A 24387-nucleotide genomic window follows, 5' to 3' on the forward strand; every position below is an offset into this window, starting at 1 on the left:
ATCCGAACCACCCCGTGACCCTGCCGAACGGTCGCATATGGCGGGTCACATCCCGGCGCACCCACCATCCGCGACCGTTCGGCGCGGCGTGTTCAGGCGTCGGCGCGGTCGGGCATGCGGGTGCGGGCGCGGTCGCGGGCGCGGGCGCGGTCGCGCCCCAGCAGCACCCGCGCGCCCGCGAGCACGAGCGGCACGAGGACGAGCGCGGCCACGACGTTCACCGCGGCGAAGCCGCCGAGCTCGAGCACCAGGCCCGAGAAGGCGGCGGCCAGCGCGGCGGCGAAGTTCATCGAGGCATCCGATGCGCCCTGCAGCGGCACCCGCAGGTCGCGGCCGACGGACGTCGTCAGCAGCGCCGATCCGCCGATCATGCCCGCCGACCAGCCGAGGCCGAGCAGCCCGAGCGCGAGCGGGATGAGCAGCATGTCGTCGGGCGGCGCGAGCATGCCGAGGAGCGTGGCCGAGAGCAGCACGACCGCGCCCGCTCCGATCACGCCGATCGCGCCGAGCCGGTCGACGAGCCAGCCGACGAGCGGGCTCGCGCCGTACATGCCGAGGATGTGGATCGAGATCACGAGCCCCACGAGCCCCAGCGAAAGCCCGTGCGCGTGCATGTGCACGGGCGTCATGACCATGACGGCCACCATGACCGTGTGCGAGCACACGACGGCGGCGAGCGCGAGCAGCGCGCGCGGCTCGCGAACCGCGATCGCGAGCGCGCGCCACGATCCGATCGGTCGGGCGGCGGGCGCAGCGGGCGGGTCGGATGCCTCGGGCGCGACGCCGGCCGCAGGCGTGAGCTCGTTCGGCGTCATGTTCGGTTCCGCGCCGGCCCTCGCCGCGACCGGACCGCCGGCTTCCGCGCGGAGTCGTGGGGCGTCGCCGTCGTTCGCGTCGCCGCGTGCGAGACCGCGCGCGGCGCCATCCGGGGCGTCGAGTCCGGCGTCGGATGCGACCCCGGCCGCGGCCGGCTGCTCGGCCGCGAGCTCGCCCGGTCGAGGCATCCGGAGCAGTGAGGCGACCAGCAGGGTCGAGACGGCGAACGCCGCACCCGACAGCAGGAACGGCCCGACCAGCGGCGGCAGGCCGAGCGACCGGCCGAGTGCGTCGCCGAACTCCGACAGGTTCGGCCCGGCGACCGAGCCGAGCGTGGTCGCCCACAGCACGAGCGACATGGCGCGCGCCTCGAAGCCGGCGCTCGCGACCTCGGTGGCCGCGAAGCGGGCCTGCAGCCCGGCCGCCGATCCCGCCCCGAACGCGGCGAGCCCGAGGAACACGAGCGGCACGAACGCGGTGACGGCCGCCGTGATGACGAGCCCGGCGCCGACGGCCGCGAGCGCGTAGCCCGTCGCGAGCGCGACATGCCGGCCCCGGGCGACGGCGAGCCGCGCGAGCGGGATCGCCACGAGCCCCGCGCCGAGCACCGAGGAGGTCTGGCTGAGTCCCGCGAGGATCACCGTGCCGGTCAGCTCCTGCGCGAGCAGCGCGGCGACCGCGATGCCCGACGCGACGCCGATGCCCGCGAGCAGCTGGTTGCCGATCAGGATCGCGAGCGAGAGCCCGCGGCGAGGCATCCCCTCGACCGGATCGTGTCGGCGCGGCTCGCTCATGTCACTCGTATTCGGGCGCGGCGGGCAGGCCGAAGAACTCTTCGAGGGTCGTCACGCCCGTGCGGTGCATCTCGCCCGCGAGGTCGCCGCCGACGAACCTGAAGTGCCAGGGCTCGTACTCGTAACCCGTCACGGGCGTCTTGTCCGCGGGGTAGCGCAGGATGAACCCGAACCGGTACGCGTTGTCGCGCAGCCAGATGCCCTCGGCGGTCTCGCCGAAGCACGCGTTCAGCGAGCACTCCCCCGACTCCGGGCCGATGTCCATCGTGAGTCCGGTCTGGTGCTCGCTGAACCCCGGACGTGCGGTCGAGAGGTCGTCGCCGCTGTAGACGCTCTCCTGCGCCGAGTACGAACGGTAGGCACTGTTCGAGGCGAGCGAGAGCCCGGCCTCGTTCGCGGCCGCGTCGAACATCGCGACGATGGCGTCGCTGGCCGCCTGGCGCAGCAGCGGATCCCAGGTGTGCGGCACCGGCACGTCGACGAGGTCATCGGGCACGTAGTCCATGGGGTTCAGCGGGCGGAGCTTGTTGACGACGACCCAGATGCTCGCCGGGTCGTCGAGCGAGTGCGCGGCGCGGTCGAACGTGTCGACGCTCGCGGGCGCCGGGGCCTCGGCGGGCGCGGGTCGCGGGGCGGGCGCCTCGGGGCCTGGGGGCGGGGCGGATGCCTCGGGGCCGGCGGGCTCGGCACCGGCGCCGCCGCCCGAGACCGCGCCGACCACGATCGCCGCGACACCGAGCAGCGCGACGATCGCCGGGATAGCGACGCGCATGCGTCGCCGGCTCAGCTCGATGGCGCGTTGCTCAGGCTCGGTCGACACCGCTGAAGTCTACTCGGGGCCGATCGCCGGCGACCCGCCCGCGCGCGGCGCCCGTTCGGCTGGGCGGGCCCGCCCAGGTGCGCGGCGCCCGTGTGCGTGCGCGGCGCCCGCCCGTGCGGCTGCGGCCTCCTCGTTTCCTTGCTCAGGAATCCGTGCGCGACACGCCGCGCGGCGCGCGGCGCGGCGCGGCGCGGCGGCGAGATCTTCCTGAGCAGGGATTGAGCGGGCGGTGGCGGGGATGAAACCAGGGCGTGAGAGCGCTCTCTTGACAAAGCCCGGGCGCGATCGTAGAGTCTCGTCTCAAGTTCGTGAGAGCGCTCTCACCGAGCGCTTCCGCGACTCTTCTGCCCTGGCGCGCAGGTCCTTCGGCGTGCCTGCGCATCCACTGCACCACCCGACGCACACATCCCACGCCCACACAAAGGAGTGACCGTGAAACGCTCACGACCCATCCGCGCCGCAGCCGCCATCGCCGGCGCGGCCACCATCGCCCTCGTCGCCACGGCCTGTGCCGGCGGCGGCGACAGCGCGGCCGAGGACGGCGAGCTCACCCTCACCGTGACCACGTTCGGCACCTTCGGCTACGACGACCTCTACGCCGAGTACGAGGAGCTCAACCCCGGCATCACCATCGAGGCCACGAACATCGACACGGGCGGCAACGCCCGGACCGACGCCTTCACCAAGATCGCCGCGGGCTCGGGTCTCAGCGACGTCGTCGCCATCGAGGAGGGCTGGCTCGGCGCGATCATGGAGGTCTCCGACCAGTTCGTCGACCTCCGCGACCACGGGATCGAGGACCGCGAGTCCGACTGGGTCGACTGGAAGGTCGAGCAGGCCACCGACGCCGACGGCCGGATCATCGGCTACGGCACCGACATCGGCCCCGAGGGCATCTGCTACAACGGCCCCGCGCTCGCGGCGGCCGGCCTGCCGACCGACCGCGCCGAGGTCGCGGCCCTGCTCGAGGGCGACTGGGCGCACTTCTTCGACGTCGGCCGCCAGTACCAGCAGACGACCGGCAAGGCCTGGTTCGACCACTCGGGCTTCGTCTGGAACGCGATGGTCAACCAGATGCCCGAGGGCTACTACACCTCCGATGGCGACCTGAACGTCGAGGGCAACGCCGAGCTGCAGTCCAACTTCGAACTGCTCGGCGCCGCGGTCGACGACGGCCTGTCGGCCGCGCAGACCGCGTGGGACTGGAACGGCGGCAAGTCGTTCGTCGACGGCACGTTCGCGACCTTCGTCTGCCCGGGCTGGATGCTCGGCGTGGTGCAGGGCCAGGTCGAGGCGGGCGGCGGCGATGCCGCGACCGGCTGGGACTTCGCCGACGTGTTCCCCGGCGGCGCGGGCAACTGGGGCGGTGCGTTCCTGTCCGTCCCCGAGTCATCCGAGCACCAGGAGGAGGCGGCGAAGCTCGCCGACTGGCTCACGCAGCCCGAGCAGCAGGTGAAGCAGTCGGCCGCGGCCGGCAACTTCCCCAGCACGGTCGAGGCGCAGGAGACCCTCGCGGCCGAGGCGACGCCGAACGAGTTCTTCAACGGCGCGCCGACCGGCGCGATCCTCGCCGAGCGCGCCCAGGGCATCGTCGCCCAGTTCAAGGGACCGGACGACTCGGTCATCCAGGAGAACGTGTTCGGCCCGCCACTGCAGAAGCTCGACCGCGGTGAGGTCACCGTGCAGCAGGCGTGGGACGAGGCGCTCTCGCTCCTGAACGAGCTCGTCGGCTGATCCCGTTGGTCGAGTAGCGAGCGCCAGCGAGCGTATCGAGACCCGGTGAGCCGGTCTCGAGGACTCGGTCACCGGGTCTCGATACGCGTGCTCGTTCCTCGCGCGCTACTCGACCAGCGCGGGTTCGGAAAGGACCATCAGATGACCGCCACGCTGCAGCCGCCGACGCGCGACGATGTGCCTCGCGCCTCACGGCCCGCCGCCCCGGCCCGCCTCACCCTCCGCCAGCGCCTCAGCCGCTTCGACGTGAAGGCGAGCCCGTACCTCTACGTCTCGCCCTTCTTCCTGCTGTTCGCGCTCGTCGGGCTGTTCCCGCTCATCTACACGTTCGTCGTGTCGATGTTCGAGTGGGATCTGCTGAAGGGCCAGGGCGAGTTCGTCGGCCTCGGCAACTTCACCGAGGTGCTGGGCGACGCGTTCTTCTGGAACTCGATCCGCAACACGATCAGCATCTTCCTGCTGTCGGCGATCCCGCAGCTGGCGATGGCCCTGCTCATCGCGGCCCTGCTCGATCGCGGCCTGCGCTCGCCGACCATCTGGCGCATGAGCGTGCTGCTCCCTTACGTCGTCACGCCCGTCGCCGCGGCCCTGATCTTCTCGAGCGTGTTCAACGAGGCCGACGGCCTGGCCAACAACCTGCTGAACCTCATCGGCATCCCCGACCAGGCCTGGAAGCACGACACGTTCCTGTCGCACCTCGCCATCGCGAGCATGGTCAACTGGCGCTGGACGGGCTACAACGCGCTCATCCTGCTCGCCGCCATGCAGGCCGTGCCGAAGGACCTCTACGAGTCCGCCGCGATCGACGGCGCGGGCGCGGTGCGCCGGTTCTTCTCGATCACGATCCCCTCGATCCGGCCGACGCTCATCTTCGTCATCATCACCTCGACGATCGGCGGCCTGCAGATCTTCACCGAGCCGCGCCTGTTCGACGTGTCGAACGCGGGCGGCATCGGCGGCAGCGACCGGCAGTTCCAGACCACGGTCCTCTACATGTGGGAGCTCGCGTTCTTCCGCAGGGACTTCGGCGAGGCATCCGCCGTCGCCTGGTTGCTGTTCCTGCTCATCGTGGCCTTCGGCCTCATCAACTTCGTCGTCTCGCGACGCATCGCGAACACGGGCGCGTCGCGCAGGCGGCGACGAGGGCGAGCGGATGCCTCGCACGAGACGGATGCCTCTGGGCGGACGGATGCCTCGGCCGAGGCCACCACGCGCTCGATCACGATCGAAGGGGCGAACCGATGACGACCGCCACCCCCGAGCCGATCCCCGCGGAGCGGGTCGACCTCGTCGCGCCGGAACGGCCGCAGCCCGAGGCATCCGTCACCGGCGACCGCCCGCTGCGGCGCCGCAGCCGTCAGGGCGACGCGGGCCTCGGCTCACGACCCGGGTTCCTCACCTACGGCCTGCTCGCCGCGTTCGTGATCGGCGGCGCCTACCCGCTGTGGTGGTCGTTCGTCGTCGGCAGCGGCACGAACGCGACGCGCGGCGAGACGCTGCCGCTCGTCCCGGGCGGCAACTTCCTCGCCAATGCGGCGAAGGTGTTCGACGCGATCCCGTTCTGGCTCGCGCTCGGCAACTCGATCATCGTGTCGACCGTGATCACGATCTCGGTCGTGACGTTCTCGACGCTCGCGGGCTACGCGTTCGCGAAGCTGCGCTTCCGCGGCCGCGACGGGCTCATGGTGTTCGTGATCGCGACCATGGCGATCCCGACGCAGCTCGGCATCATCCCGCTGTTCATGGTCATGAAGGAGCTCGGCTGGACGGGTGAGCTCGGCGCGGTCATCGTGCCGACGCTCGTGACCGCGTTCGGCGTGTTCTTCATGCGGCAGTACCTCGTCGACGTGATCCCCGACGAGCTCATCGAGGCCGCGCGCGTCGACGGGGCGAACCAGATCCGCACGTTCCTGAACGTCGCGCTGCCCGCGGCCCGGCCCGCGATGGCGATCCTCGGCCTGTTCACGTTCATGATGGCGTGGACCGACTTCCTGTGGCCGCTCATCGTGCTGAGCCCGCAGAACCCGACACTGCAGACCGCGCTCAGCCAGCTGCAGTCCGGCTACTACGTCGACTACTCGATCGTGCTGACGGGCGCCGTGCTCGCCACCATCCCGCTGCTCGTGCTGTTCATCGTGGCCGGCAAGCAGCTCATCTCCGGAATCATGCAAGGAGCCGTGAAGGGTTGACCATGCACCACCTCACCCCCGCCCCCGTCCCGCCCGCGGCCGTGCCCCCGAGCGCCTTCGGCGCCGACTTCATCTGGGGCTCGGCGACCGCCGCGCAGCAGATCGAGGGCGCCGCCCGCGAGGGCGGGCGCGAGGACTCGATCTGGGATGCGTTCGCCCGGGTGCCGAACGCGATCGCGAACGGCGACACGCCCGCCGAGGGCGTCGACCACTACCACCGGATGCCCGAGGACGTCGCGCTCATGCGGTCGCTGGGCCTCGACTCGTACCGGTTCTCGACGAGCTGGGCTCGCGTCATCCCCGGCGGGCGGTCGGTCAATCGCGAGGGCCTCGACTTCTACTCACGACTCGTCGACGAGCTGCTCGGCGCCGGCATCCTGCCGTGGCTCACGCTCTACCACTGGGACCTGCCGCAGGCGATCCAGGAGCGCGGCGGCTGGGCGAGCCGCGACACCGCATACCGGTTCGTCGAGTACGCCGAGGCCGTCTACGACGCACTCGGCGACCGGGTCACGCACTGGACGACGTTCAACGAGCCGCTGTGCTCGTCGCTGATCGGCTACGTCGGCGGCGAGCACGCGCCCGGTCTGAACGAACCGGCCGCGGGCCTCGCCGCCGTGCACCACCAGCACCTGGCGCACGGCCTCACGGTGCGGCGACTGCGCTCGCGCGCGCAGAGCGCGGGCCGGGACATCCGCCTGGGCATCACGCTGAACCTCACCAACGCGGTGCCGGACGACCCGGCCGACCCGGCGGATGTCGAGGCCGCGCGGCGCATCGACGCGCTCTGGAACCGGATGTTCCTCGAGCCGCTCGTGGTGGGCGCGTACCCGGTCGACCTGCTCGAGGACGTGCGCGGATTCGGGCTCGACGAACGCATCGAGCCGGGCGACCTCGAGCTCATCGCCGCGCCGATCGACTTCCTCGGCGTGAACCACTACCACGACGACAACGTGTCGGGGCGGCCGCTGCCGGCCGACGCGGTGCCGTCGCTGCGGCCCACGGACAAGCCCGGTCGATCGCCGTTCCCCGGCAGCGAGTGGGTCACGCAGCCGAGCCGCGGGCTGCCGCGGACCGCCATGGACTGGGAGGTGAACCCGCGCGGGCTCGAGGAGCTGCTCGTGCGGCTCGGCCGCGAATACCCGGCGCTCCCGCCGCTGTACGTGACCGAGAACGGTGCGGCGTACGACGACGAGGTCGCCGACGACGGGCGCGTGCACGACGACGACCGCACGCAGTACCTGCTCGACCACATCGCGGCCGTCGGCCGCGCGATCGACGCCGGCGCCGACGTGCGCGGGTATTTCGTGTGGTCGCTGCTCGACAACTTCGAGTGGGCGTGGGGATACGAGAAGCGGTTCGGCATCGTGCGCGTCGAGCGCGACACCATGGCGCGCATCCCGAAGGACAGCGCGCTCGCCTACGCGGCGCTGATCGCGCAGGCGAAGACCGTCGCCGCGGCCGCGCCGGCGCCGCCCGCGGCTAGCGTCGAGTGATACCGATCCCGCGCCAGTGTGCACGCTTTCGGGTCACACTCGGTGCGGATCGGCATCACTCGCCGGACGGGTCCGGGTCCGAGGCGTCGGCGACACGCCGCTATCTTGGAGGCAAGCGGGCCCGGCCCGCGCGTGGAGAGGGGACGCGATGATCGGAGCCACCGGCGGCGCGCCCACGCTCGAGATGGTGGCCGCGCGCGCAGGCGTCTCGCGGGCGACCGTGTCGCGCGTCGTGAACGGCTCGCCGAAGGTCAGCCCCGACGTCGTCGCGAGCGTGCAGGCAGCGATCGCCGACCTGAACTACGTGCCGAACCGCGCCGCGCGCTCGCTCGCGAGCCGGCGAACGCAGTCGATCGCGCTCATCGTGCCCGAGTCCGCCGCGAAGGTCTTCGACGACCCGTTCTTCGCCTCGATCGTGCAGGGCATCGCGCTCGCGATCGCCTCGACCGACTACACGCTCACCATGCTCATCGAGTCCGAGGTCGACCCGGGGAAGACCCGCCGATACCTGCTCGGCGGCAACGTCGACGGCGCGCTCGTCGTCTCGCACCACACCGGCGACCACTCGTATGCGCAGCTCAGCGGCTCGCTGCCGCTGGTGTTCGGCGGCCGGCCGCTCGACGTGGCCGAGTCGAGCGGGTACACGGTCGACGTCGACAACGAGCACGGCGCCGCGCTCGGCACGCGGCACCTCGTGGAGCGCGGGGCTCGGCGCATCGCGACGATCGCCGGCCCGCAGGACATGCCGCCCGGCGTCGACCGGCTGCGCGGCTGGCGCACGTCGCTCGAGGACGCCGGTCTCGCGACCGACCTGGTGGAGGCCGGTGACTTCACCGCCGCCTCGGGCGCCGCGGCGATGCGCCGGCTGCTCGAGCGCGACTCCGCGATCGACGGCCTGTTCGCGGCCAACGACCAGATGGCGATGGGTGCGCTGCTCGCGCTGGCCGAGGCCGGGCGACGCGTGCCCGACGACGTCGCGGTCGTGGGGTTCGACGACGACCGGTACGCCGCGACGACGGTTCCGGCCCTCACGACCGTGCGCCAGCCGTCGTCGCAGATGGGCACCGAGATGGCGACCAAGCTCGTGAAGCTCATCGAGGGCCAGGCCGTCGAGTCCGAGACCATCCTCCCGACCGAGCTCGTGGTCCGCGCGACGGCGTAGCCGCGCCGCGCCCCGCTTCGCTCCGCCTCTGCCGGGCGAGCCTCGCGCGCGCCGAAAGTGTGTTGGAGTGCCACTCACGCGGGGCTCGGGGCCACCATGCGCGCGCGGGCTCGGTCCCACCACGCACGCGTGGGCTCAGGCGGATGCCTCGCCGGGGGGCGCGGGCTCGAAGCATACGTCCGGGAGGGCCGCGAACCGGGCGCGCATGACCTCGATCGCCTCGGGGTTCCGATCCACGAGCACGAAGCGGCGCTCGAGCGCCGCGGCGACGGCGCCAGTCGTGCCCGACCCCGCGAAGAAGTCGAGCACCCAGTCCCCCGGCCGGCTCGAGGCCTGCACGATGCGGCGCAGCACGCCCTCGGGCTTCTGCGTCGGGTAGCCGGTCTTCTCCCGCCCGGTCGGCGACACGATGGTGTGCCACCACACGTCGGTGGGCAGCTTGCCGAGCTCGGCCTTCTCGGGCGTGACGAGCCCGGGGGCCATGTAGGGCTCGCGGTCGACCGCGGCGGAGTCGAACCAGAACCGCTCGGGATCCTTCACGTACACGAGGATCGTGTCGTGCTTCGCGGGCCATCGGCTGCGGCTCTTCCCGCCGTAGTCGTACGCCCAGATGATCTCGTTGAGGAAGCACTCGCGCCCGAACAGCGCATCGAGCAGCACCTTCGCATAGTGCGCCTCGCGGTAGTCGAGGTGCAGGTACAGCGTGCCGTCGTCGGCGAGCAGCCGCCACGCCTCGGTCAGCCGCGGCTCGAGGAATCCCCAGTAGTCGTCGAACCGGTCGTCGTAGCTGAGCAGGTCGCCGCGGATGCGCTCGTAGCGTTTGCCGGCGAAGCCGGTGACGGCGAGCGGCGCCGGGCGGGCGCGGGTCGCGCCGGCGGGCGCGGCACGCGGGTGAGCGGATGCCTCGGCTGAGGCATCCGGCCCGTCGAGGCGCACGTGCCGCACCGACTGTCTCGTCTGCGGGCGCCCGGTGTTGAATGGCGGGTCGAGGTAGACGAGCGTGAACGCGCCGTCCGGCAGGGTCGGCAGCACGTCGAGGTTGTCCGCGTGGATGATGCGGTCCGGTCCGTCGAGCGCCACGCGCCCAGTCTGCCAGCGCGGGGAGCGGGCGCATCGCTCCCCGCGCCGTCGCGGCCTCAGGCCGGGCTGCGCCGATACTCGATGCGGGTGTCGATGGCCTCGTCCTGGGTGACGATGCGTGCCTCTGCCGAGCCCGGCGCGTGGGTGATCCAGGGGGTGGCGACCTCACGCCGGACCCCGTCGGCGCTCTCGAACGTCGTGACCGCGCGAGCCTGCACGCGAAGTTCGAGGTGCAGGCAACTGGCCGTCACGTGATACTCGACGAACCCGTCGCTGCGCTCGGTCGTCGTCAGGCTCGATTGGCACGTGTTCGCCTGGACAGTCACCGCGGTGGCCCCCTCGGCGGCGTCGGCGGCGTTGGCGGCGACCGCGCCACTCAGTGCCAACCCGACGGCGACGCCCATGACACCGATGCCTCGCGTGATGTGCCTCATGATGCTTCCCTTCCCTCGCGGCGATCTGCCATGAGGATCCTAATATTCTTTCGGGAGGCTCTGGGTCCGCTGCGCTTCGCGTGCGCACGGCGCGGTCTGCGCGGCGCGTTCTCGCGGCGCGGGGCGGGTCAGCGTTCGACGTCGAGGCGGATGCGGCCGCGGAAGCGGTCGGGATCGTCGGCGTCGGCGTCGGACGACGCGAACGCGATGCCCTTGTCACCGTCGCCCGGCAGCGGCGCGGGCGCGGGCAGCCGGCTCTGCCGGTCGGCCTCGACCTGCGCCTCGTACTTGCGCGGCGCGAACACCTCGTCGCCGATCATGAGCACGCCGCCGGCGGTACCGCCGCGCTTGGTCTTGTCGGTGAGGTCGATCCAGCCGGCGCGCTGCGCCACCCAGCCGACGGCGATCACCGCGACCGCGATCAACGCCCAGATCCACCACTCCACCTGGCGAGTCTAACGAAGCCCGCCTGACCGTTCCTCAGCATCCACCCGAACACCCGGTGAACGCCGGCATCCCGCTGGTTGGGTAGCGAGCGCATCGAGCCGCGCGGCCCGAACCGAGCGGGCATCGGCCGGGGTCTCGATACGCGTGCTCGTGCCTCGCTCGCTACTCGACCAACGGGGGCCGGCGAGTAGCGCCCGACGAAGGAGGACGCGTATCGAGACCCGTCGCGCTCCTCGACCAACGGGCGGGTCAGGGCACCCGCTGGAGCCATTCGCGGGTCGAGAACTTCGTCTCCACCAGCTGCTCGGCCTCGGCGAGCTCGTCGGCGGTGACGGCGCCGGGCACCGCGCCGTACAGCGACGTGAACGTCTGCTTGAGGCTCTCGATGATCGCGGCCCGGCTGAGGCCCGTCTGCGAACGCAGCGGGTCGACCCGCTTCGCGGCGCTCGCGATGCCCTTATCGCTGAGCTTCTCGCGCCCGATGCGGAGCACCTGCAGCATCTTCTCGTTGTCGAGGTCGTACGCCATGGTGACGTGGTGCAGCACGCCGCCCGAGCCGAGCCGCTTCTGCGCGGCGCCGCCGATCTTGCCGAGCGGGCTCGCGATGTCGTTCAGCGGCTGGTAGGTCGCCTCGACGCCGAGCGCGCGCAGCCCCTGCAGCACCCAGTCGTCGAGGTACGCGTAGGAGTCGGCGAAGCTCATACCCTGCACGAGCTCGGCCGGCACATACAGCGAATACGTGACGACGTTGCCCCGCTCCATCATCATCGCGCCGCCGCCCGAGATGCGGCGCACGACGTCGAAGCCGTACCGCTCGGCGCCCTCGGGGTCGACCTCGTTCTTGACGGACTGGAACGAGCCGATGACGACCGCCGACTCGTCCCATTCCCAGATGCGCAGCGTGGGCTTGCGTCGACCCTCGCCGACGCGCGTCGCCAGGACCTCGTCGAGCGCGAGGTGCAGTCGCGGCGGCACGGCGGCGTCGTGCACGAGCTCCCACTCGTAGTCCGACCAGGCGCGTGCGTTCGTGAGCGCCCGGCGCACGGCGACCGCGACGGCCTCGGCCGAGAACCCGAGCATGACGGTGCCCTCGCGCAGCCCCGCCGTGATCGCCGCGGCGATCTGCTTGGCGTCGGACGCCGCGGGCAGGCCGTCGAGCGCGCGGTTCAGGTCGTCGAGCGCCTCGTCGGGCTCGAGGAAGAAGTCGCCCGCGACGCGCGGGTTGCTGAGACGATCGTCGACCACGTCGAAGTCGACGACCACGAGCTTGCCACCGGGAACCTTGTACTCGCCGTGCATGACGGACAGCCTACGGCGAGCGGATGTCTCGTGCCCCGAGCCGCGCACCCGGTCTCGTCGTGCGCCATCGGTTGGGCCACTCGAGCGGTCACAGATGGCGGGTCCGAGCGCGCGACAGCCGCCATATGCGACCGTTCGACGGGGATTGCCTGGAGCGAGCGGGTCAGTCGACCGCGAAGCGGGCGTCGAGCCAGGCGACGAGGTCGGCACGGACCTCCTCCTGGTTCGTCTCGTTGAAGACCTCGTGGCGCGCGCCCGGGTAGACGATCACCTCGACGTCAACGAGTCCGGAACGGCGGACGTACGCCTCCGCGAGCCGGCGCGCGCTCTCCTCGCCGCCGAGCGTGTCGTCGGAGCCGACCATGATGAGCAGCGGCAGCTCGGCCGGGAGCCCCCGGGCCGGCCGACCGACCAGCCGGGCCGCGTCGGCGAGGCCGAACAGCCGCTGCAACCGCTCCGGGGTCGTGTACGGGTCGGCCGCGAACTCCGCGGCGACCGACGGGTCGCGGCTCAGCCACTCCACGCCGGTCGATCCGAGGTGCCGGTGCCGGCGGTTGAGGTCGCCGGCGTCCATGTGCCGGACCGTGCGGTAGGCCGTGCCGGTCAGCACGACCCCGTCGTATCGGTCGGCGTGGCGGTTCACGATGATCTGCGCCATGAGCGACCCCCATGAGTGCCCCAGCAGCACGAGCGGGATCTCGTCGCCCTCGGCCGCCCTGACGATGCCGGTGAACTGCTCGACCGCCGCGATCGCGGCCCGGAGCCCGCCCGGACCGAGTCGGCCGATGCGCGTGAGGTCGCCGCCGTGCTGCTCGAACCCGGTCTGCCCGTGGCCGCGATGGTCATCGGCCCAGACCGAGTACCCGGCGGCGTTGAGCGCGTCGATCACTCGCCCGTACCGTCCGATGTGCTCACCGACCCCGTGGACCAGCTGCACCACCGCCGTGGGCTCGGGCACCCGCCACGACGAGTAGTGGATGCGCACGCCGTGCGGGTCGGTGAAGGTCGCCATGCGCACATTCTGCCGGTCCGGGTCTCGATACGCGCCCTCGTTCCTCGGGCGCTACTCGACCGACGAGGGGCCGATCGGAGAGCCGGGGAATGATTAGCGGCGCTCATTAGTTAGGCTAAGGGTATGTCCGACACCATGACCGCGCCCGCGACCGCGCCCCTGCGCACGCGCCGCCCGACGCTCGCCGAGCAGAGCACCGAGCTGCGCCTCGCCGTCATGCGGGTCGCCAGGCGGCTCCGCCAGGAGCGCGCCGACACCGACATCAGCGCGACCCAGCTCGCGGCACTCGGCTGGATCGCGAGCGAGGGCCCCATCACGCTCGGCCGCATCGCCGAGCTCGAACGCGTGACCCCGCCCTCCATGAACCGCACGGTGAACCGGCTCGTCGACGCGGGCTATGTGACCCGCGAGGGCTCGCCCGACGACGGCCGGAAGGTGCTGCTCCGCACGACCGAGGCCGGCGCCGCGATCGTCCGCGAGACCCGGCGTCGCCGCGACGCCTGGATCGCCAAGCGCTTCTCCGCCCTCAGCCCTGACGAACGAGAGACGCTCGCCAAGGCCACCACGATCCTCGGGAGGCTCGCCGACCAGTGACGAACATGTTCCGCTCTCTCGCCCATGTCGACTACCGCATCTGGTTCATCGGCGCGCTCGTCTCGAACGTGGGCGCGTGGATGCAGGCCACCGCTCAGAACTGGGTCGTGCTCACCGAGCTCAGCGACAACGACGCGCTCGCGGTCGGCATCACCGTCGCGCTCCAGTTCGCCCCGCAGCTGCTCCTGGTGCCCCTCACGGGACTCATCGCCGACCGGTTCGACCGGCGCAAGATCCTCATGGTCACGCAGACGTCGCTCATGCTGCTCGGGCTCGCGCTCGGCCTGCTCCTGCTGCTCGGCCACGCCGAGCTGTGGCACCTGTACATCTTCGCGGCGCTGCTCGGCGTGGTGAACGCCATCGACAACCCCGCGCGCCAGACCTTCGTGTCCGATCTCGTCTCGGGCGCGGACATGTCGAACGCGGTCGCGCTGAACTCGGCGTCGTTCAACACGGCACGCATGATCGGGCCCGCGGTCGCGGGCCTGCTGATCGTGGTGGTCGGCTCGGGCTGGGTGTTCATCATCAACGCGGCGACCTTCCTCGCGGTGCTGGCCGCGCTCGTCCTGCTGCTCCGCCGGCCGCTCAGGCGGATGAGTCGCGCGCCGCAGCAGCGTGGGGCGTTCGTCGCGGGCTTCCGGTACGCCTGGAGCCGCCCCGACCTCGTGGTCGTGTTCGCCATGGTCTTCCTGATCGGCGCCTTCGGCATGAACTTCCCGATCTTCAGCTCGACCATGGCCGTCGAGTTCGGCCGCGGTGCGGGCGACTACGGCGTGCTGAACTCCATCATCGCCATCGGCTCGTTGACCGGCGCGCTGCTCGCGGCTCGCCGTGAGCGGGCTCGCATGCGCGTCATCATCCTCGCCACGGCGTTCTTCGGGGTCGCGGCGCTCACCGCGGCGCTCATGCCGACGTACTGGCTGTTCGCCGCGTCGACGGTGCTGATCGGGTTCGGCGCGGTGACCATCCTCACGACCGCGAACGGCTACGTGCAGACCACGACCGAGCCGCTGCTGCGCGGGCGGGTGATGGCGATCTACATGGCCATCCTCGCCGGCGGCATGCCGATCGGTGCGCCGATCATCGGCGCCGTCGCGAACGAATGGGGCCCGCGCTGGGGCCTCGGCATCGCGGCGATCGCCGCCGGCGTGGCCGCCGTCATCGGCCTCGTGTGGCTCGTCATGGCGCGCGGCATGCGGGTCGGGCGGCACCCCGAGCGACGCTGGGCGCCGTCGGTGAGCTTCACCGACGCGCCGACCGCGGCGATCGCGATCGTGCCGACGAGGTCGGTGGCGGTCGTGGCCGACGAGTCGTCGGCTCCGAGCACCGCGTCAGTGCCGAGTGTGCCGCCCGAGGCATCCGTCACCGGGCGCTGAACGCCCGCGCTCCGTTGGTCGAGTAGGGAGCGCCGGCGATGCGTCAGATGACGCCGAGCGCGAGCATCGCGTCGGCGACGCGCGTGAAGCCCGCGATGTTCGCGCCGACGACGTAGTCGCCGGGCGCGCCGTACTCCTCGGCCGTCGTGATCGTGCGCTCATGGATGCCGGCCATGATCTCGGCGAGCCGCGCCTCGGTGTGCTCGAAGGTCCACGAGTCGCGCGACGCGTTCTGCTGCATCTCGAGCGCGCTGGTCGCGACGCCGCCCGCGTTCGCGGCCTTGCCCGGGCCGAAGAGCACGCCCGCGTCGCGGAAGACGCGGATCGCGTCGGGCGTGGTCGGCATGTTCGCGCCCTCGGCGATCGCGACCACGCCGCTCTCGACGAGCCCGCGCGCGTGCGCGTCGGTCAGCTCGTTCTGCGTCGCGCACGGCAGCGCGACGTCGATGCGCTCGCTGCTCGCGATCTCCCAGACGGATGCCCCGGGCCGGAACGTCGCCCGGCCGCCACGCTCCTCGGCGTAGACCGAGACGCTCTCGCGGCGGCGCTCCTTGACGTCGCGGAGCAGGTCGAGGTCGATGCCGTCGGGGTCGTGCACCGCCCCGGCCGAGTTGGAGACACCGACCACGCGGCCGCCGAGCTCCTGCACCTTCTCGATCGCGTAGATCGCGACGTTGCCCGCGCCCGAGACGAGCACCTGCGCGCCGTCGAACGACCGGCCGCGCGTCTCGAGCATGTGCTGCGTGAAGAAGACGGTGCCGTAGCCCGTGGCCTCCGTGCGCACGAGCGACCCGCCCCAGGTGAGGCCCTTGCCCGTGAGCACGCCCGACTCGTACCGGTTCGTCATGCGCTTGTACTGGCCGAAGAGGTAGCCGATCTCGCGCGCCCCGACGCCGATGTCGCCCGCGGGCACGTCGGTGTACTCGCCGAGGTGCCGGTGCGCCTCGAGCATGAACGACTGGCAGAACCGCATGATCTCGCCGTCGGACTTGCCCTTGGGGTCGAAGTCGCTGCCGCCCTTGCCGCCGCCGATCGGCATGCCCGTGAGCGCATTCTTGAAGATCTGCTCGAATCCGAGGAACTTCACGGTTCCGAGCAGCACGCTCGGGTGGAACCGCAGCCCGCCCTTGTACGGCCCGAGCGCCGAGTTGAACTGGACGCGGAACCCGCGGTTGATGTTCACGCGGCCCGCGTCGTCGACCCACGGCACCCGGAAGATGATCTGCCGTTCGGGCTCGCAGAGCCGCTCGAGGATCGACGCCTGCACGTAGTGCGGGTTGCGTTCGAGCACGCGATCGAGCGAGTCGAAGACCTCCCGCACCGCCTGATGGAACTCGGACTCGCCCGGATTCCGGGCGAGGACCTGCTCGTAGACATGCTCGATCGCCGAGTGGTTCTGTGCCACGCGTGCCTTCCTTTCTGGACGCGGCGCGGCGAAACCGGCCGCAGCGCGCGCGAAAGTCCCACTTTACCCAGCGACGCGGGTGTGTGACGCCGCGGCCGCTACCGCGCGCGCGTGGACTCGCGGACGACCAGCTCGGGCTGGAACACGATCTGCTCGCGCTCGACCTCGTCGCCGCCCGCGGCCTCCTTCAGCAGCAGATCGACGGCTGTGTAGCCGATGAGCGCCGCGGGCTGCCGCACCGACGACAACGGCACCACGGCCGCGCGCGCGAAGTCGATGTCGTCGTAGCCGATGAGCGCGATGTCGTCGGGGACGCGGACTGTGCCGAGCATCATGAGCGCCTGCAGCACGCCCATCGCGAGCAGGTCATTGGCGGCGAAGATCGCGTCGGGGCGCTCGGCCGGCTCGCGCTCGCGAATGAGCTCGCCCGCCGCGCGCCCCTGCAGCACGGTCAGCGAATCGGTCTCGATCACCTCGAGCGAGGCATCCGGCACCTCGGCGACCGCGCGTCGCGCGCCTTCGAGACGGTCGGTGACCTGACGGATGCTCCGTGGCCCGCCGACGAACGCGATGCGGCGCCGGCCCGTTCCGAGCAGGTGCCGGACGGCGACCGCGCCGCCCACGACGTCGTCGACCGCGACCGACGAGAAGACGCGGTCGCCCGCCTCGCGGTCGACCAGCACGACGGGCGTGCCGCGATCGCGCAGGCGTTCCAGCCGCGCGGGGTCGTCGGTCATGGGCGAGATGAGCACGCCGCGCACCCGCTGCTCTTCGAACAGGTCGACGTAGGCCGCCTCACGGTCGGCGTTGTCGTCGGTGTTGCCGAGGAGGACGGTGTACCCGTCTTCGGCCGCGCGGTCTTCTGCGCCGCGCGCGACGTCGGTGAAGAACGGGTTGCGCACGTCGAGCACGACGAGGCCGATCGAGCGGCTGCGGCCGGCGCGGAGCTGGCGGGCGGCGTCGTTGCGGACGAACCCGAGCTCCTCGATCGCCGCGAGCACGCGCTCGACGGTCGCCGGGGCGACCTTGTCCGGCCGGTTCAGCACGTTCGAGACGGTGCCGACCGAGACCGACGCCGCTGCCGCGACGTCGCGCACGCTCACGACCACGCGGCACCCCTTTTCTGTGTCGGCCTTCGACAATCGGTCTGCGCCCGCGGGCACCGCGGCACATCAGCCCGGATCGGACTCTACCAAGCCCCGTGAGATCGGCGGCCCGTGGGTCGGTGGCGTCCGAGCGTCGTCGGTCGAACGCCTCGCTATGAAACGATTCAGAGGAATCTACCACCGCGGCCGAATTGGGAGCAAGGCTCCCCCGAGTCATCCTCAGGGGCCGCATGCGCCGCGCTCGACGGCGGTGCATTTCGAACCGTGCCGAGATCGTGATCAGCTCGGCCGGGCTTCGGCTTGACGCACGCCAGTTCCGGTCGTAGCATTCAGCTGAAACGATTCATTCCCCTCGACGTGGAGGCTGCCCCGATGACGCCCGAGTCCCCGACCGGCACCGAGCCACCCCGCGTGGTGCTCTCCCTCACCGGGGCGGCGAAGACCTTCGGGCCCGTCGTCGCACTCGCCGACGGCACGATCGAACTGCGTGCCGGCGAGATCCACGCGCTCGTCGGCGAGAACGGTGCCGGCAAGTCGACGCTGGTGAAGATCCTCGCCGGCCTGCACCACCCCGACGCCGGCGTGTTCACGGTCGGCGGCGAGCCGGTCGAGTTCCGCTCGGTCGCCGACAGCAAGGCCGCCGGCATCTCGGTCATCTACCAGGAGCCGACGCTCTTCCCCGACCTCACGGTCGCCGAGAACATCTTCATCGGCCGCCAGCCGCGCGGGCGCGCCGGGCTCATCAGCCGCGCCACGATGCGCAAGCGCGCAACCGAGCTCTTCGACCAGCTCGGCGTGCCGATCGACCCCGACCGCATCGCCGAGGGCCTCTCGATCGCCGACCAGCAGATCATCGAGATCGCGAAGGCGATCTCGCTCGACGCCAAGGTCCTCATCATGGACGAGCCGACCGCGGCGCTCTCGGGCGTCGAGGTCGACCGCCTGTTCGCCGTCGCCCGGAGCCTCCGCGACCGCGGCGCCGGCATCCTCTTCATCTCGCACCGGTTCGACGAGGTCTTCGCGCTCACCGACCGCATCACCGTCATGCGCGACGGCCGCTACATCTCCACGCACGACACGGCGAGCGCGACGGTCGAGCAGATCGTGCGCGAGATGGTCGGCCGTGACATCGCGCAGCTGTTCCCGAAGGAGCCGGCCGAGATCGGCGAGGTCGTGCTGAGCGTTCGCGACCTCAGCCGTGCGGGCGTGTTCTCGGGCGTCGACCTCGAGGTCCGCGCCGGGGAGATCGTGGGCCTCGCCGGCCTCGTGGGCGCCGGCCGCACCGAGGTCGCCCGGGCGGTCTTCGGCATCGACCCCTACGACCGCGGAACGGTCGAGCTCGGCGGGCGCCCGCTCAAGCCGGGCAACCCGCAGGCCGCGATCGACGCAGGGATCGGGTTCGTTCCCGAGGACCGCCGCAAGCAGGGCCTCGTCATGGACCTCTCGGTCACCCGCAACGTGGCACTGACGCTGCGGAACTCGCTCGCCAAATTCGGGCTGATCAACGGGCGCCGCGAGCAGCGGGCCGCCGACGAATGGTCGAAGCGACTGCGCGTGAAGACGGGCTCGGCCGACTACGCGGTCTCCACGCTCTCGGGCGGGAACCAGCAGAAGGTCGTGCTCGCGAAATGGCTCGCGACCGAGCCGAAGCTGCTGATCGTCGACGAGCCCACGCGCGGCATCGACGTCGGCACCAAGTCCGAGGTGCACCGGCTGCTCTCCGACCTGGCGGGGCGCGGCATCGCGATCCTCATGATCTCGTCCGAGCTGCCCGAGGTCCTCGGCATGGCCGATCGCGTCGTCGTCATGCACGAGGGCCGGGTCACGGCCGTGATCCCGCGCGCCGACGCGACGCCCGAGAACGTGATGCACGCCGCGACCGCGGTACTGGAGGAAGCCAAGTGAGCTCGACCGATCTGAAGCCGGAGCGCCCGGCCGCCGCGAGCGGCCCGCGCACGCGGACCTCGCCGCTGGGCACCGTGCTCCGCGCCCGCGAGCTGCCGGTCGCGCTCGCGCTCATCATCCTCGTCGTCGTCACGTACGCCGCGAACCCGCTGTTCCTGAGCCCGCAGGGCACGAAGGACCTGCTGCTGAACGCGACGATCATGATCATCCTGGCCGCGGGCCAGGCGATCGTGATCATCACGCGCAACGTCGACCTGTCGGTCGGCTCCATCCTGGGCCTCGTCGCGTTCATGACCGGCTCGCTGTTCGCGAACGTCGAGGGCATCCCGATCCCGGTCGTATTCCTCGCCGGGATCGCGCTCGGCGCGCTGCTCGGCGCGATCAACGGCCTGCTCGTGACCCTCGCGGGCGTGCCCGCGCTGGTGATCACCCTCGGCACGCTGTACATCTACCGCGGCATCAACAATGCGTGGGCGGGCGGCACCCAGTACTTCGCGGACGACCGCCCCGACGCGTTCGGCGCGCTGTCGGTCGACACGATCCTCGGGTTCCCGATCATCACGCTCCTCGCGATCGCGGTGGTCGTCGTCATCGGCATCGTGCTCTCGGGCACCCGCTCGGGCCGCGACCTGTACGCGATCGGCTCGGACCCCGAGGCCGCGCGGGTCTTCGGCATCCCCGTCACCAAGCGCGTGTTCCTCGCCTTCCTCGCGAACGGCGTGCTCGCCGGCCTCGCGGGCGTGCTCTACGCGTCGCGCTTCAACTCGGTCGGCGCGACCACGGGCAACGGCATGGAGCTCGACGTCGTCGCCGCCGCGGTGGTCGGCGGCGTCGCGATCTTCGGCGGCAGCGGGTCGGTCTACGGCGCCGCCATCGGCGCGCTGCTGCTGACGACCATCACGAGTGCCCTGACCGCCCTGCGCGTGGACAAGTTCTGGCAGCAGGCCATCGTCGGCGTGCTGATCATCGCCGCCATCGTCATCGATCGCATCGCAAGCCTTCGCACAGCGAAGAAGCTCCGTATCAGTGAGGCCCGAGATGTCTGACCCCGTGAAGACCGCCCCCACCCGGACGCCCGGCTCCGGCACGGCCGGCACCGGCACGCCCGGCACCGGCACCACCAGCGCCGGCATCATCGAGGCGGAGATCCACGGCCGCACGGGGTGGCGACGGCTCCTGCTCGGCCGCGACGCCGCCATGATCTACGTGCTGATCGCGGCGATCGTGCTCGCGATGGTCTTCATCCCGCGTTTCGCCTCGCCGGTCACGACCGGCTTCCTGCTGCTCGACGTGATCCCGGTCCTGCTCATCGCCATGCCGATGACGCTCATCATCATCACCGGCGAGATCGACCTGTCGGTCGCGAGCATCGCAGGGCTCACGAGCGCGCTGCTCGGCGTGCTCTGGCAGGCCGGCGTCGGCATCGAGCTCGCGCTCCTGGTCAGCCTGGTCGCGGGCGTCGTCGCGGGCGCGTTCAACGGATTCCTCGTGGCGGTGCTGGGGCTCCCCTCCCTCGCCGTCACGATCGGTACGCTCGCGCTGTTCCGCGGGCTCGCGCTCGTCGTCATCGGCGACAACGCGGTCGCGAACTTCCCGCCCGAGCTGACCGCGTTCTTCACTTCGAAGATCGGGAGCACGGGCATTCCGACGGTCATGATCGGCGTCGTCATCGTGATCCTGTTCTTCGGTGTGCTGCTGCACTTCACGCCGTTCGGCCGGGGCCTCTACGCCCTCGGCTTCAGCAAGGAGGCGGCGCGCTTCGTCGGCATCCACGTGTCGCGCGCGAAGTTCTGGCTGTACGTGAGCTCGGGCGCGGTCTCGGCGCTCGCGGGCATCTACTGGACGCTCCGCTACTCGAGCGCCCGCTCCGACAATGCCAGCGGGCTCGAGCTCGCGGTCATCGCGGCCGTGCTGCTCGGCGGCGTCTCGATCTTCGGCGGCAAGGGTTCGATCCCGGGCGTCGTCGCGGGCGTGCTGATCATCGGCGTCATCAACTACGCCCTCCGGCTCGGACGCGTGTCCGACGTCGTGCTGATCATCGTCACCGGCTCGCTGCTGATCGCCTCGGTCGTCGCGCCGAGCATCTTCGCCGCGATCGCCAGGTGGCGACACGATCGGCGTGTGAGACGAGAACTCCCCCGGGCAACCTCCGCGGGATGAGCGTGCGCCTGGCACCGGGCGCCCAATGAAAGGGAAAACAATGGAGTTGATTCGCAATCGGGCCGGAAAGGGACGGCGACTCGCAGCACTGGTCGCCGTCGCCGCCTCGGCCGCACTGGTCATGACCGGCTGCGCGAGCGACAACGGTGGCGGCGGAGAGGGTGGCGGTTCGGGTACGGACGGCGACCAGACCATCACGTTCATCCCCAAGCAGCTGAACAACCCGTACACCGACGTCGTGCTCGGCGGCGGCGAGGAGGGCGCGGAGGCGGCCGGCTTCGCGTCGAGCGAGGTCGTCGGCCCGCTCGACGCGAGCGCATCGAGCCAGGTCTCGTTCATCAACGCGGAGACGCAGGCCGGCACCAACGTCATCGTGATCGCCGCGAACGACCCCGACGCGGTCTGCTCGGCACTCGAGGAGGCCCGTACGGGCGGTGCGAAGATCGTGGCGTTCGACTCCGACACGAACCCCGACTGCCGCGACGTGTTCGTCAGCCAGGTGGTCGCGAAGGACGTCGCGCTCATCCAGGTCGAGCTGATCGCCGAGCAGATCGGCGGCGCGGGCGAGATCGCGATCCTGTCGGCGACGGCGAACGCGACCAATCAGAACGAGTGGATCAAGTACATCGAGGAGGAGCTGGCCGAAAACCCCGACTACGCGGACATCGAGCTCGTCGCGAAGGTCTACGGCGACGACGACGACACCAAGTCGTTCCAGGAGGCCCAGGGCCTCATGCAGGCGTACCCGAACCTGAAGGGCATCATCTCGCCCACGACGGTCGGCATCGCCGCGACGGCTCGGTACCTGTCGACGTCGGAGTACAAGGGCAAGGTCGCGCTGACGGGCCTCGGCCTGCCGAACGAGATGCGCCCGTTCGTCAAGGACGGCACGGTCACCGAGTTCGCGCTCTGGGACCCGGCCCAGCTCGGCTACGTCTCGGCCTTCGCGGGCAAGGCGCTGGCCGACGGCACCATCACGGGCGCCGAGGGTGACACCTTCGAGGCCGGCGAGCTCGGCGAGCGCGAGGTCGGCGCGGACGGCATCATCATCGTCGGCCCGCCGACGGTCTTCAACGCGGACAACATCGACGACTACGACTTCTAAGTCCTCACTCGTCATCACAGCGGATGCCCCGGGCTCGTGCCCGGGGCATCCGCGGTCTTGCGCGCGCCCCAGCTGCGAACGCGTGCCGCACGCCCGGGCACCGAACGCCGAGTCAGGCGTAGAGGTTGATGCGCTGCAGCGCCATGCCGTAGGCGTTCCGGGCTTCGACGAGGATGCTGCTGGTGCCGTGTGGACGCGCACGGACTGCGATGGTCGCGGTGCCGTCCCCGTGGTCGGTAAACGTCAGCCCATCGAGCAGCGCGCCCTGCACGATGCGCAAGGTGCCCTCTGGGAACCCCGCGGTGGTGACGGTGAAGCTCTTCTCGTCATGCAGGAAGTACGCCTGGGCCTTGCTCGTGAAGGTCGGCTTGGTTTCGCTGTACCCCGCCGCCGGGTCGCTGGAACAGAACGCGTGTATGTCGACCAGGCTGGCCCAGTCGTCGGGACCCCGGAGGGTGAGTCCATCGCTCGTCTCGGGCCACCCCGTGACGAGCCCCCCACCGACCGTGGTGCGGGTCGGGAGGTCGAGCTTCACGCGATCGGAACTGAGTCTGGTGCCGGGAAGCCCGGTGCCGTAGCCCGTGCGCCAGAGGTACGGGTGGCGGTCGGGGCACGTGAACGCAGGCACGGTCGCCGAGTCGAGCCGCGTCATGTCGATGGTCGCTGCAGCGCGCGCGATCACCGAGTCGGGCAGATCAGGCGCGGCCTGATTCCAGACGCGCCCGGTCGCGGGGTCCAGGTTGATCCGCTCGTTCGCCCCGGTGGTGACCGCATAGGTGAGTCGTCCGGCCTCGCCGGTCGGGCAGAACAGGCCCTCGGCCGACAGGCAGATCGCGGTGTACGTGTCGGCATAGCCACGTGCACGCACCGCGTTGATCGCCTCGGCGGGCGAGACCTTCGGCTCGGGCATCGGCGCGAATGAGCGGCCGGTGTTCCAGGGGTTGATGTAGATGATCTGGTTCGTGGACACATCCAGCATCACCTCGTAGCCGCGGGCGTCAAGGTTCGCCGGGTTGCTGAAGAAGAACTTCCACCAGTCGAGACACTGGAAGTCGGCGGTCGCCCCGCCCTTGGTGCGCCCCTGCACGACACCGAGTCCCGTCCAGCCGGGGTGCGCACGGGTCACCGCGGCCGTCGCCGTCGCCCTGGCCGCCTCGTAGCTCCAGGTCGTGTTGCACGCATCGGCCGGCGCCTCGGCCAGCGGAGCCTCGCTCGTCCACGTCTCGGCAATCTGCTCCGCATCCGCCGAGGGCTGGGCTGCGGCACCCAACGCCGGACCGATCGCGACAGCGACGGCCAGAAGCCCGGCAGCCACGTGCGTGATGGACTTGGACAGGTTCACAGAGCACTCCCCGATCCCGACGATCTCACGCACAACGCGCGATGTTGATATATTAGCACAGCGCTTGGTGGAGATGGGCGGATGTCTCGGCACACCTCGCATGGCGAACGC

21 protein-coding genes are annotated in these 24387 nt (G+C 71.1%); 11 read left to right on the top strand and 10 right to left on the bottom strand.

Annotated features, from left to right (window positions below; genetic code table 11):
* Nucleotides 1-92: 92 nt before the first annotated feature.
* Together RH864_RS11830 and RH864_RS11835 are read right to left on the bottom strand one after the other, a co-directional pair.
* Entirely contained in the window at nt 93-1610 is a 1518-nt protein-coding gene (locus RH864_RS11830; protein WP_310517761.1) for an MFS transporter, read from the bottom strand.
* Nucleotide 1611: 1 nt separating this feature from the next.
* Nucleotides 1612-2430, bottom strand: coding sequence for a M15 family metallopeptidase (locus RH864_RS11835; RefSeq protein ID WP_310517762.1), 819 nt, complete (start codon nt 2428-2430; stop codon nt 1612-1614).
* Between the two features lie 432 nt (nt 2431-2862).
* Here RH864_RS11835 and RH864_RS11840 point away from each other — a divergent pair, with 432 nt between their 5' ends.
* The 5 genes from RH864_RS11840 (at nt 2863) to RH864_RS11860 (ending at nt 9011) form a co-directional block, all read left to right on the top strand.
* Entirely contained in the window at nt 2863-4164 is a 1302-nt protein-coding gene (locus RH864_RS11840) for an ABC transporter substrate-binding protein (RefSeq protein ID WP_310517763.1), read from the top strand.
* Nucleotides 4165-4305: 141 nt separating this feature from the next.
* A complete protein-coding gene (locus RH864_RS11845; RefSeq protein WP_310517764.1) occupies nt 4306-5409 on the top strand; it encodes a carbohydrate ABC transporter permease in 1104 nt (367 codons plus the stop codon).
* Nucleotides 5406-6353 (top strand): carbohydrate ABC transporter permease, encoded by a 948-nt coding sequence (locus RH864_RS11850; protein WP_310517765.1) that lies wholly within the window; start codon nt 5406-5408, stop codon nt 6351-6353. The genes RH864_RS11845 and RH864_RS11850 overlap by 4 nt, the downstream gene beginning before the upstream one ends.
* A 2-nt stretch (nt 6354-6355) precedes the next feature.
* Nucleotides 6356-7849 (top strand): GH1 family beta-glucosidase, encoded by a 1494-nt coding sequence (locus tag RH864_RS11855; protein WP_310517766.1) that lies wholly within the window; start codon nt 6356-6358, stop codon nt 7847-7849.
* A 148-nt stretch (nt 7850-7997) separates the two neighbouring features.
* Nucleotides 7998-9011, top strand: coding sequence for a LacI family DNA-binding transcriptional regulator (locus RH864_RS11860; protein ID WP_310517767.1), 1014 nt, complete (start codon nt 7998-8000; stop codon nt 9009-9011).
* Between the two features lie 135 nt (nt 9012-9146).
* Here the strand turns inward: RH864_RS11860 and RH864_RS11865 are convergent, their stop codons facing one another.
* The 5 genes from RH864_RS11865 to RH864_RS11885 form a co-directional block, all read right to left on the bottom strand.
* Nucleotides 9147-10091, bottom strand: coding sequence for a DNA-methyltransferase (locus RH864_RS11865; protein WP_310517768.1), 945 nt, complete (start codon nt 10089-10091; stop codon nt 9147-9149).
* Nucleotides 10092-10147: 56 nt separating this feature from the next.
* The gene (locus RH864_RS11870) at nt 10148-10495 is read right to left on the bottom strand and encodes a hypothetical protein (protein WP_310517769.1); all 348 of its coding nucleotides are present in this window, start codon (nt 10493-10495) and stop codon (nt 10148-10150) included.
* 158 nt (nt 10496-10653) lie between these two features.
* Nucleotides 10654-10971 (bottom strand): hypothetical protein, encoded by a 318-nt coding sequence (locus RH864_RS11875; protein WP_310517770.1) that lies wholly within the window; start codon nt 10969-10971, stop codon nt 10654-10656.
* A gap of 250 nt (nt 10972-11221) precedes the next feature.
* A complete protein-coding gene (locus RH864_RS11880; RefSeq protein ID WP_310517771.1) occupies nt 11222-12271 on the bottom strand; it encodes a lipoate--protein ligase family protein in 1050 nt (349 codons plus the stop codon).
* A gap of 163 nt (nt 12272-12434) precedes the next feature.
* Nucleotides 12435-13283, bottom strand: coding sequence for an alpha/beta hydrolase (locus RH864_RS11885; RefSeq protein ID WP_310517772.1), 849 nt, complete (start codon nt 13281-13283; stop codon nt 12435-12437).
* A gap of 123 nt (nt 13284-13406) precedes the next feature.
* Here RH864_RS11885 and RH864_RS11890 point away from each other — a divergent pair, with 123 nt between their 5' ends.
* Both RH864_RS11890 and RH864_RS11895 read left to right on the top strand, forming a co-directional pair.
* The gene (locus tag RH864_RS11890) at nt 13407-13877 is read left to right on the top strand and encodes a MarR family winged helix-turn-helix transcriptional regulator (protein WP_310517773.1); all 471 of its coding nucleotides are present in this window, start codon (nt 13407-13409) and stop codon (nt 13875-13877) included.
* A 5-nt stretch (nt 13878-13882) separates the two neighbouring features.
* The gene (locus RH864_RS11895; protein WP_310517774.1) at nt 13883-15253 is read left to right on the top strand and encodes an MFS transporter; all 1371 of its coding nucleotides are present in this window, start codon (nt 13883-13885) and stop codon (nt 15251-15253) included.
* Nucleotides 15254-15296: 43 nt separating this feature from the next.
* Here RH864_RS11895 and gdhA read toward each other — a convergent pair whose 3' ends face one another.
* A complete protein-coding gene (gene gdhA / locus RH864_RS11900) occupies nt 15297-16658 on the bottom strand; it encodes an NADP-specific glutamate dehydrogenase (RefSeq protein WP_310517775.1) in 1362 nt (453 codons plus the stop codon).
* A 98-nt stretch (nt 16659-16756) separates the two neighbouring features.
* The gene (locus RH864_RS11905) at nt 16757-17767 is read right to left on the bottom strand and encodes a LacI family DNA-binding transcriptional regulator (protein WP_310517776.1); all 1011 of its coding nucleotides are present in this window, start codon (nt 17765-17767) and stop codon (nt 16757-16759) included.
* A 369-nt stretch (nt 17768-18136) separates the two neighbouring features.
* Here RH864_RS11905 and RH864_RS11910 point away from each other — a divergent pair, with 369 nt between their 5' ends.
* From RH864_RS11910 to rhaS, 4 genes are read left to right on the top strand one after another with little or no spacing between them, the layout of a single operon-like run.
* A complete protein-coding gene (locus RH864_RS11910; RefSeq protein WP_310517777.1) occupies nt 18137-19669 on the top strand; it encodes a sugar ABC transporter ATP-binding protein in 1533 nt (510 codons plus the stop codon).
* The gene (locus RH864_RS11915; protein WP_310517778.1) at nt 19666-20715 is read left to right on the top strand and encodes an ABC transporter permease; all 1050 of its coding nucleotides are present in this window, start codon (nt 19666-19668) and stop codon (nt 20713-20715) included. Before RH864_RS11910 ends, RH864_RS11915 begins: the two co-directional genes overlap by 4 nt.
* Nucleotides 20708-21829 (top strand): ABC transporter permease, encoded by a 1122-nt coding sequence (locus RH864_RS11920; RefSeq protein ID WP_310517779.1) that lies wholly within the window; start codon nt 20708-20710, stop codon nt 21827-21829. Before RH864_RS11915 ends, RH864_RS11920 begins: the two co-directional genes overlap by 8 nt.
* 40 nt (nt 21830-21869) lie before the next feature.
* Nucleotides 21870-22934 (top strand): rhamnose ABC transporter substrate-binding protein, encoded by a 1065-nt coding sequence (rhaS, locus tag RH864_RS11925; protein WP_310517780.1) that lies wholly within the window; start codon nt 21870-21872, stop codon nt 22932-22934.
* A gap of 112 nt (nt 22935-23046) precedes the next feature.
* Here the strand turns inward: rhaS and RH864_RS11930 are convergent, their stop codons facing one another.
* Complete coding sequence (locus RH864_RS11930; protein WP_310517781.1) at nt 23047-24276, bottom strand: hypothetical protein; 1230 nt, start codon at nt 24274-24276, stop codon at nt 23047-23049.
* Between the last annotated feature and the right edge of the window lie 111 nt (nt 24277-24387).

The sequence above is a fragment of the Agromyces aerolatus genome (assembly GCF_031432255.1).
Lineage (GTDB): Bacteria > Actinomycetota > Actinomycetes > Actinomycetales > Microbacteriaceae > Agromyces.

Bases quoted from the DNA above. Each gene is read 5' to 3' on its own strand.
- rhaS (WP_310517780.1), top strand. From the start codon at position 21,870: ATGGAGTTGATTCGCAATCGGGCCGGAAAGGGACGGCGACTCGCAGCA.
- RH864_RS11870 (WP_310517769.1), bottom strand. From the start codon at position 10,495: ATGGGCGTCGCCGTCGGGTTGGCACTGAGTGGCGCGGTCGCCGCCAAC.
- RH864_RS11910 (WP_310517777.1), top strand. From the start codon at position 18,137: ATGACGCCCGAGTCCCCGACCGGCACCGAGCCACCCCGCGTGGTGCTC.
- RH864_RS11895 (WP_310517774.1), top strand. From the start codon at position 13,883: ATGTTCCGCTCTCTCGCCCATGTCGACTACCGCATCTGGTTCATCGGC.
- RH864_RS11855 (WP_310517766.1), top strand. From the start codon at position 6,356: ATGCACCACCTCACCCCCGCCCCCGTCCCGCCCGCGGCCGTGCCCCCG.
- RH864_RS11885 (WP_310517772.1), bottom strand. From the start codon at position 13,283: ATGGCGACCTTCACCGACCCGCACGGCGTGCGCATCCACTACTCGTCG.
- RH864_RS11880 (WP_310517771.1), bottom strand. From the start codon at position 12,271: ATGCACGGCGAGTACAAGGTTCCCGGTGGCAAGCTCGTGGTCGTCGAC.
- RH864_RS11830 (WP_310517761.1), bottom strand. From the start codon at position 1,610: ATGAGCGAGCCGCGCCGACACGATCCGGTCGAGGGGATGCCTCGCCGC.
- RH864_RS11890 (WP_310517773.1), top strand. From the start codon at position 13,407: ATGTCCGACACCATGACCGCGCCCGCGACCGCGCCCCTGCGCACGCGC.
- RH864_RS11920 (WP_310517779.1), top strand. From the start codon at position 20,708: ATGTCTGACCCCGTGAAGACCGCCCCCACCCGGACGCCCGGCTCCGGC.
- RH864_RS11845 (WP_310517764.1), top strand. From the start codon at position 4,306: ATGACCGCCACGCTGCAGCCGCCGACGCGCGACGATGTGCCTCGCGCC.
- RH864_RS11860 (WP_310517767.1), top strand. From the start codon at position 7,998: ATGATCGGAGCCACCGGCGGCGCGCCCACGCTCGAGATGGTGGCCGCG.
- RH864_RS11850 (WP_310517765.1), top strand. From the start codon at position 5,406: ATGACGACCGCCACCCCCGAGCCGATCCCCGCGGAGCGGGTCGACCTC.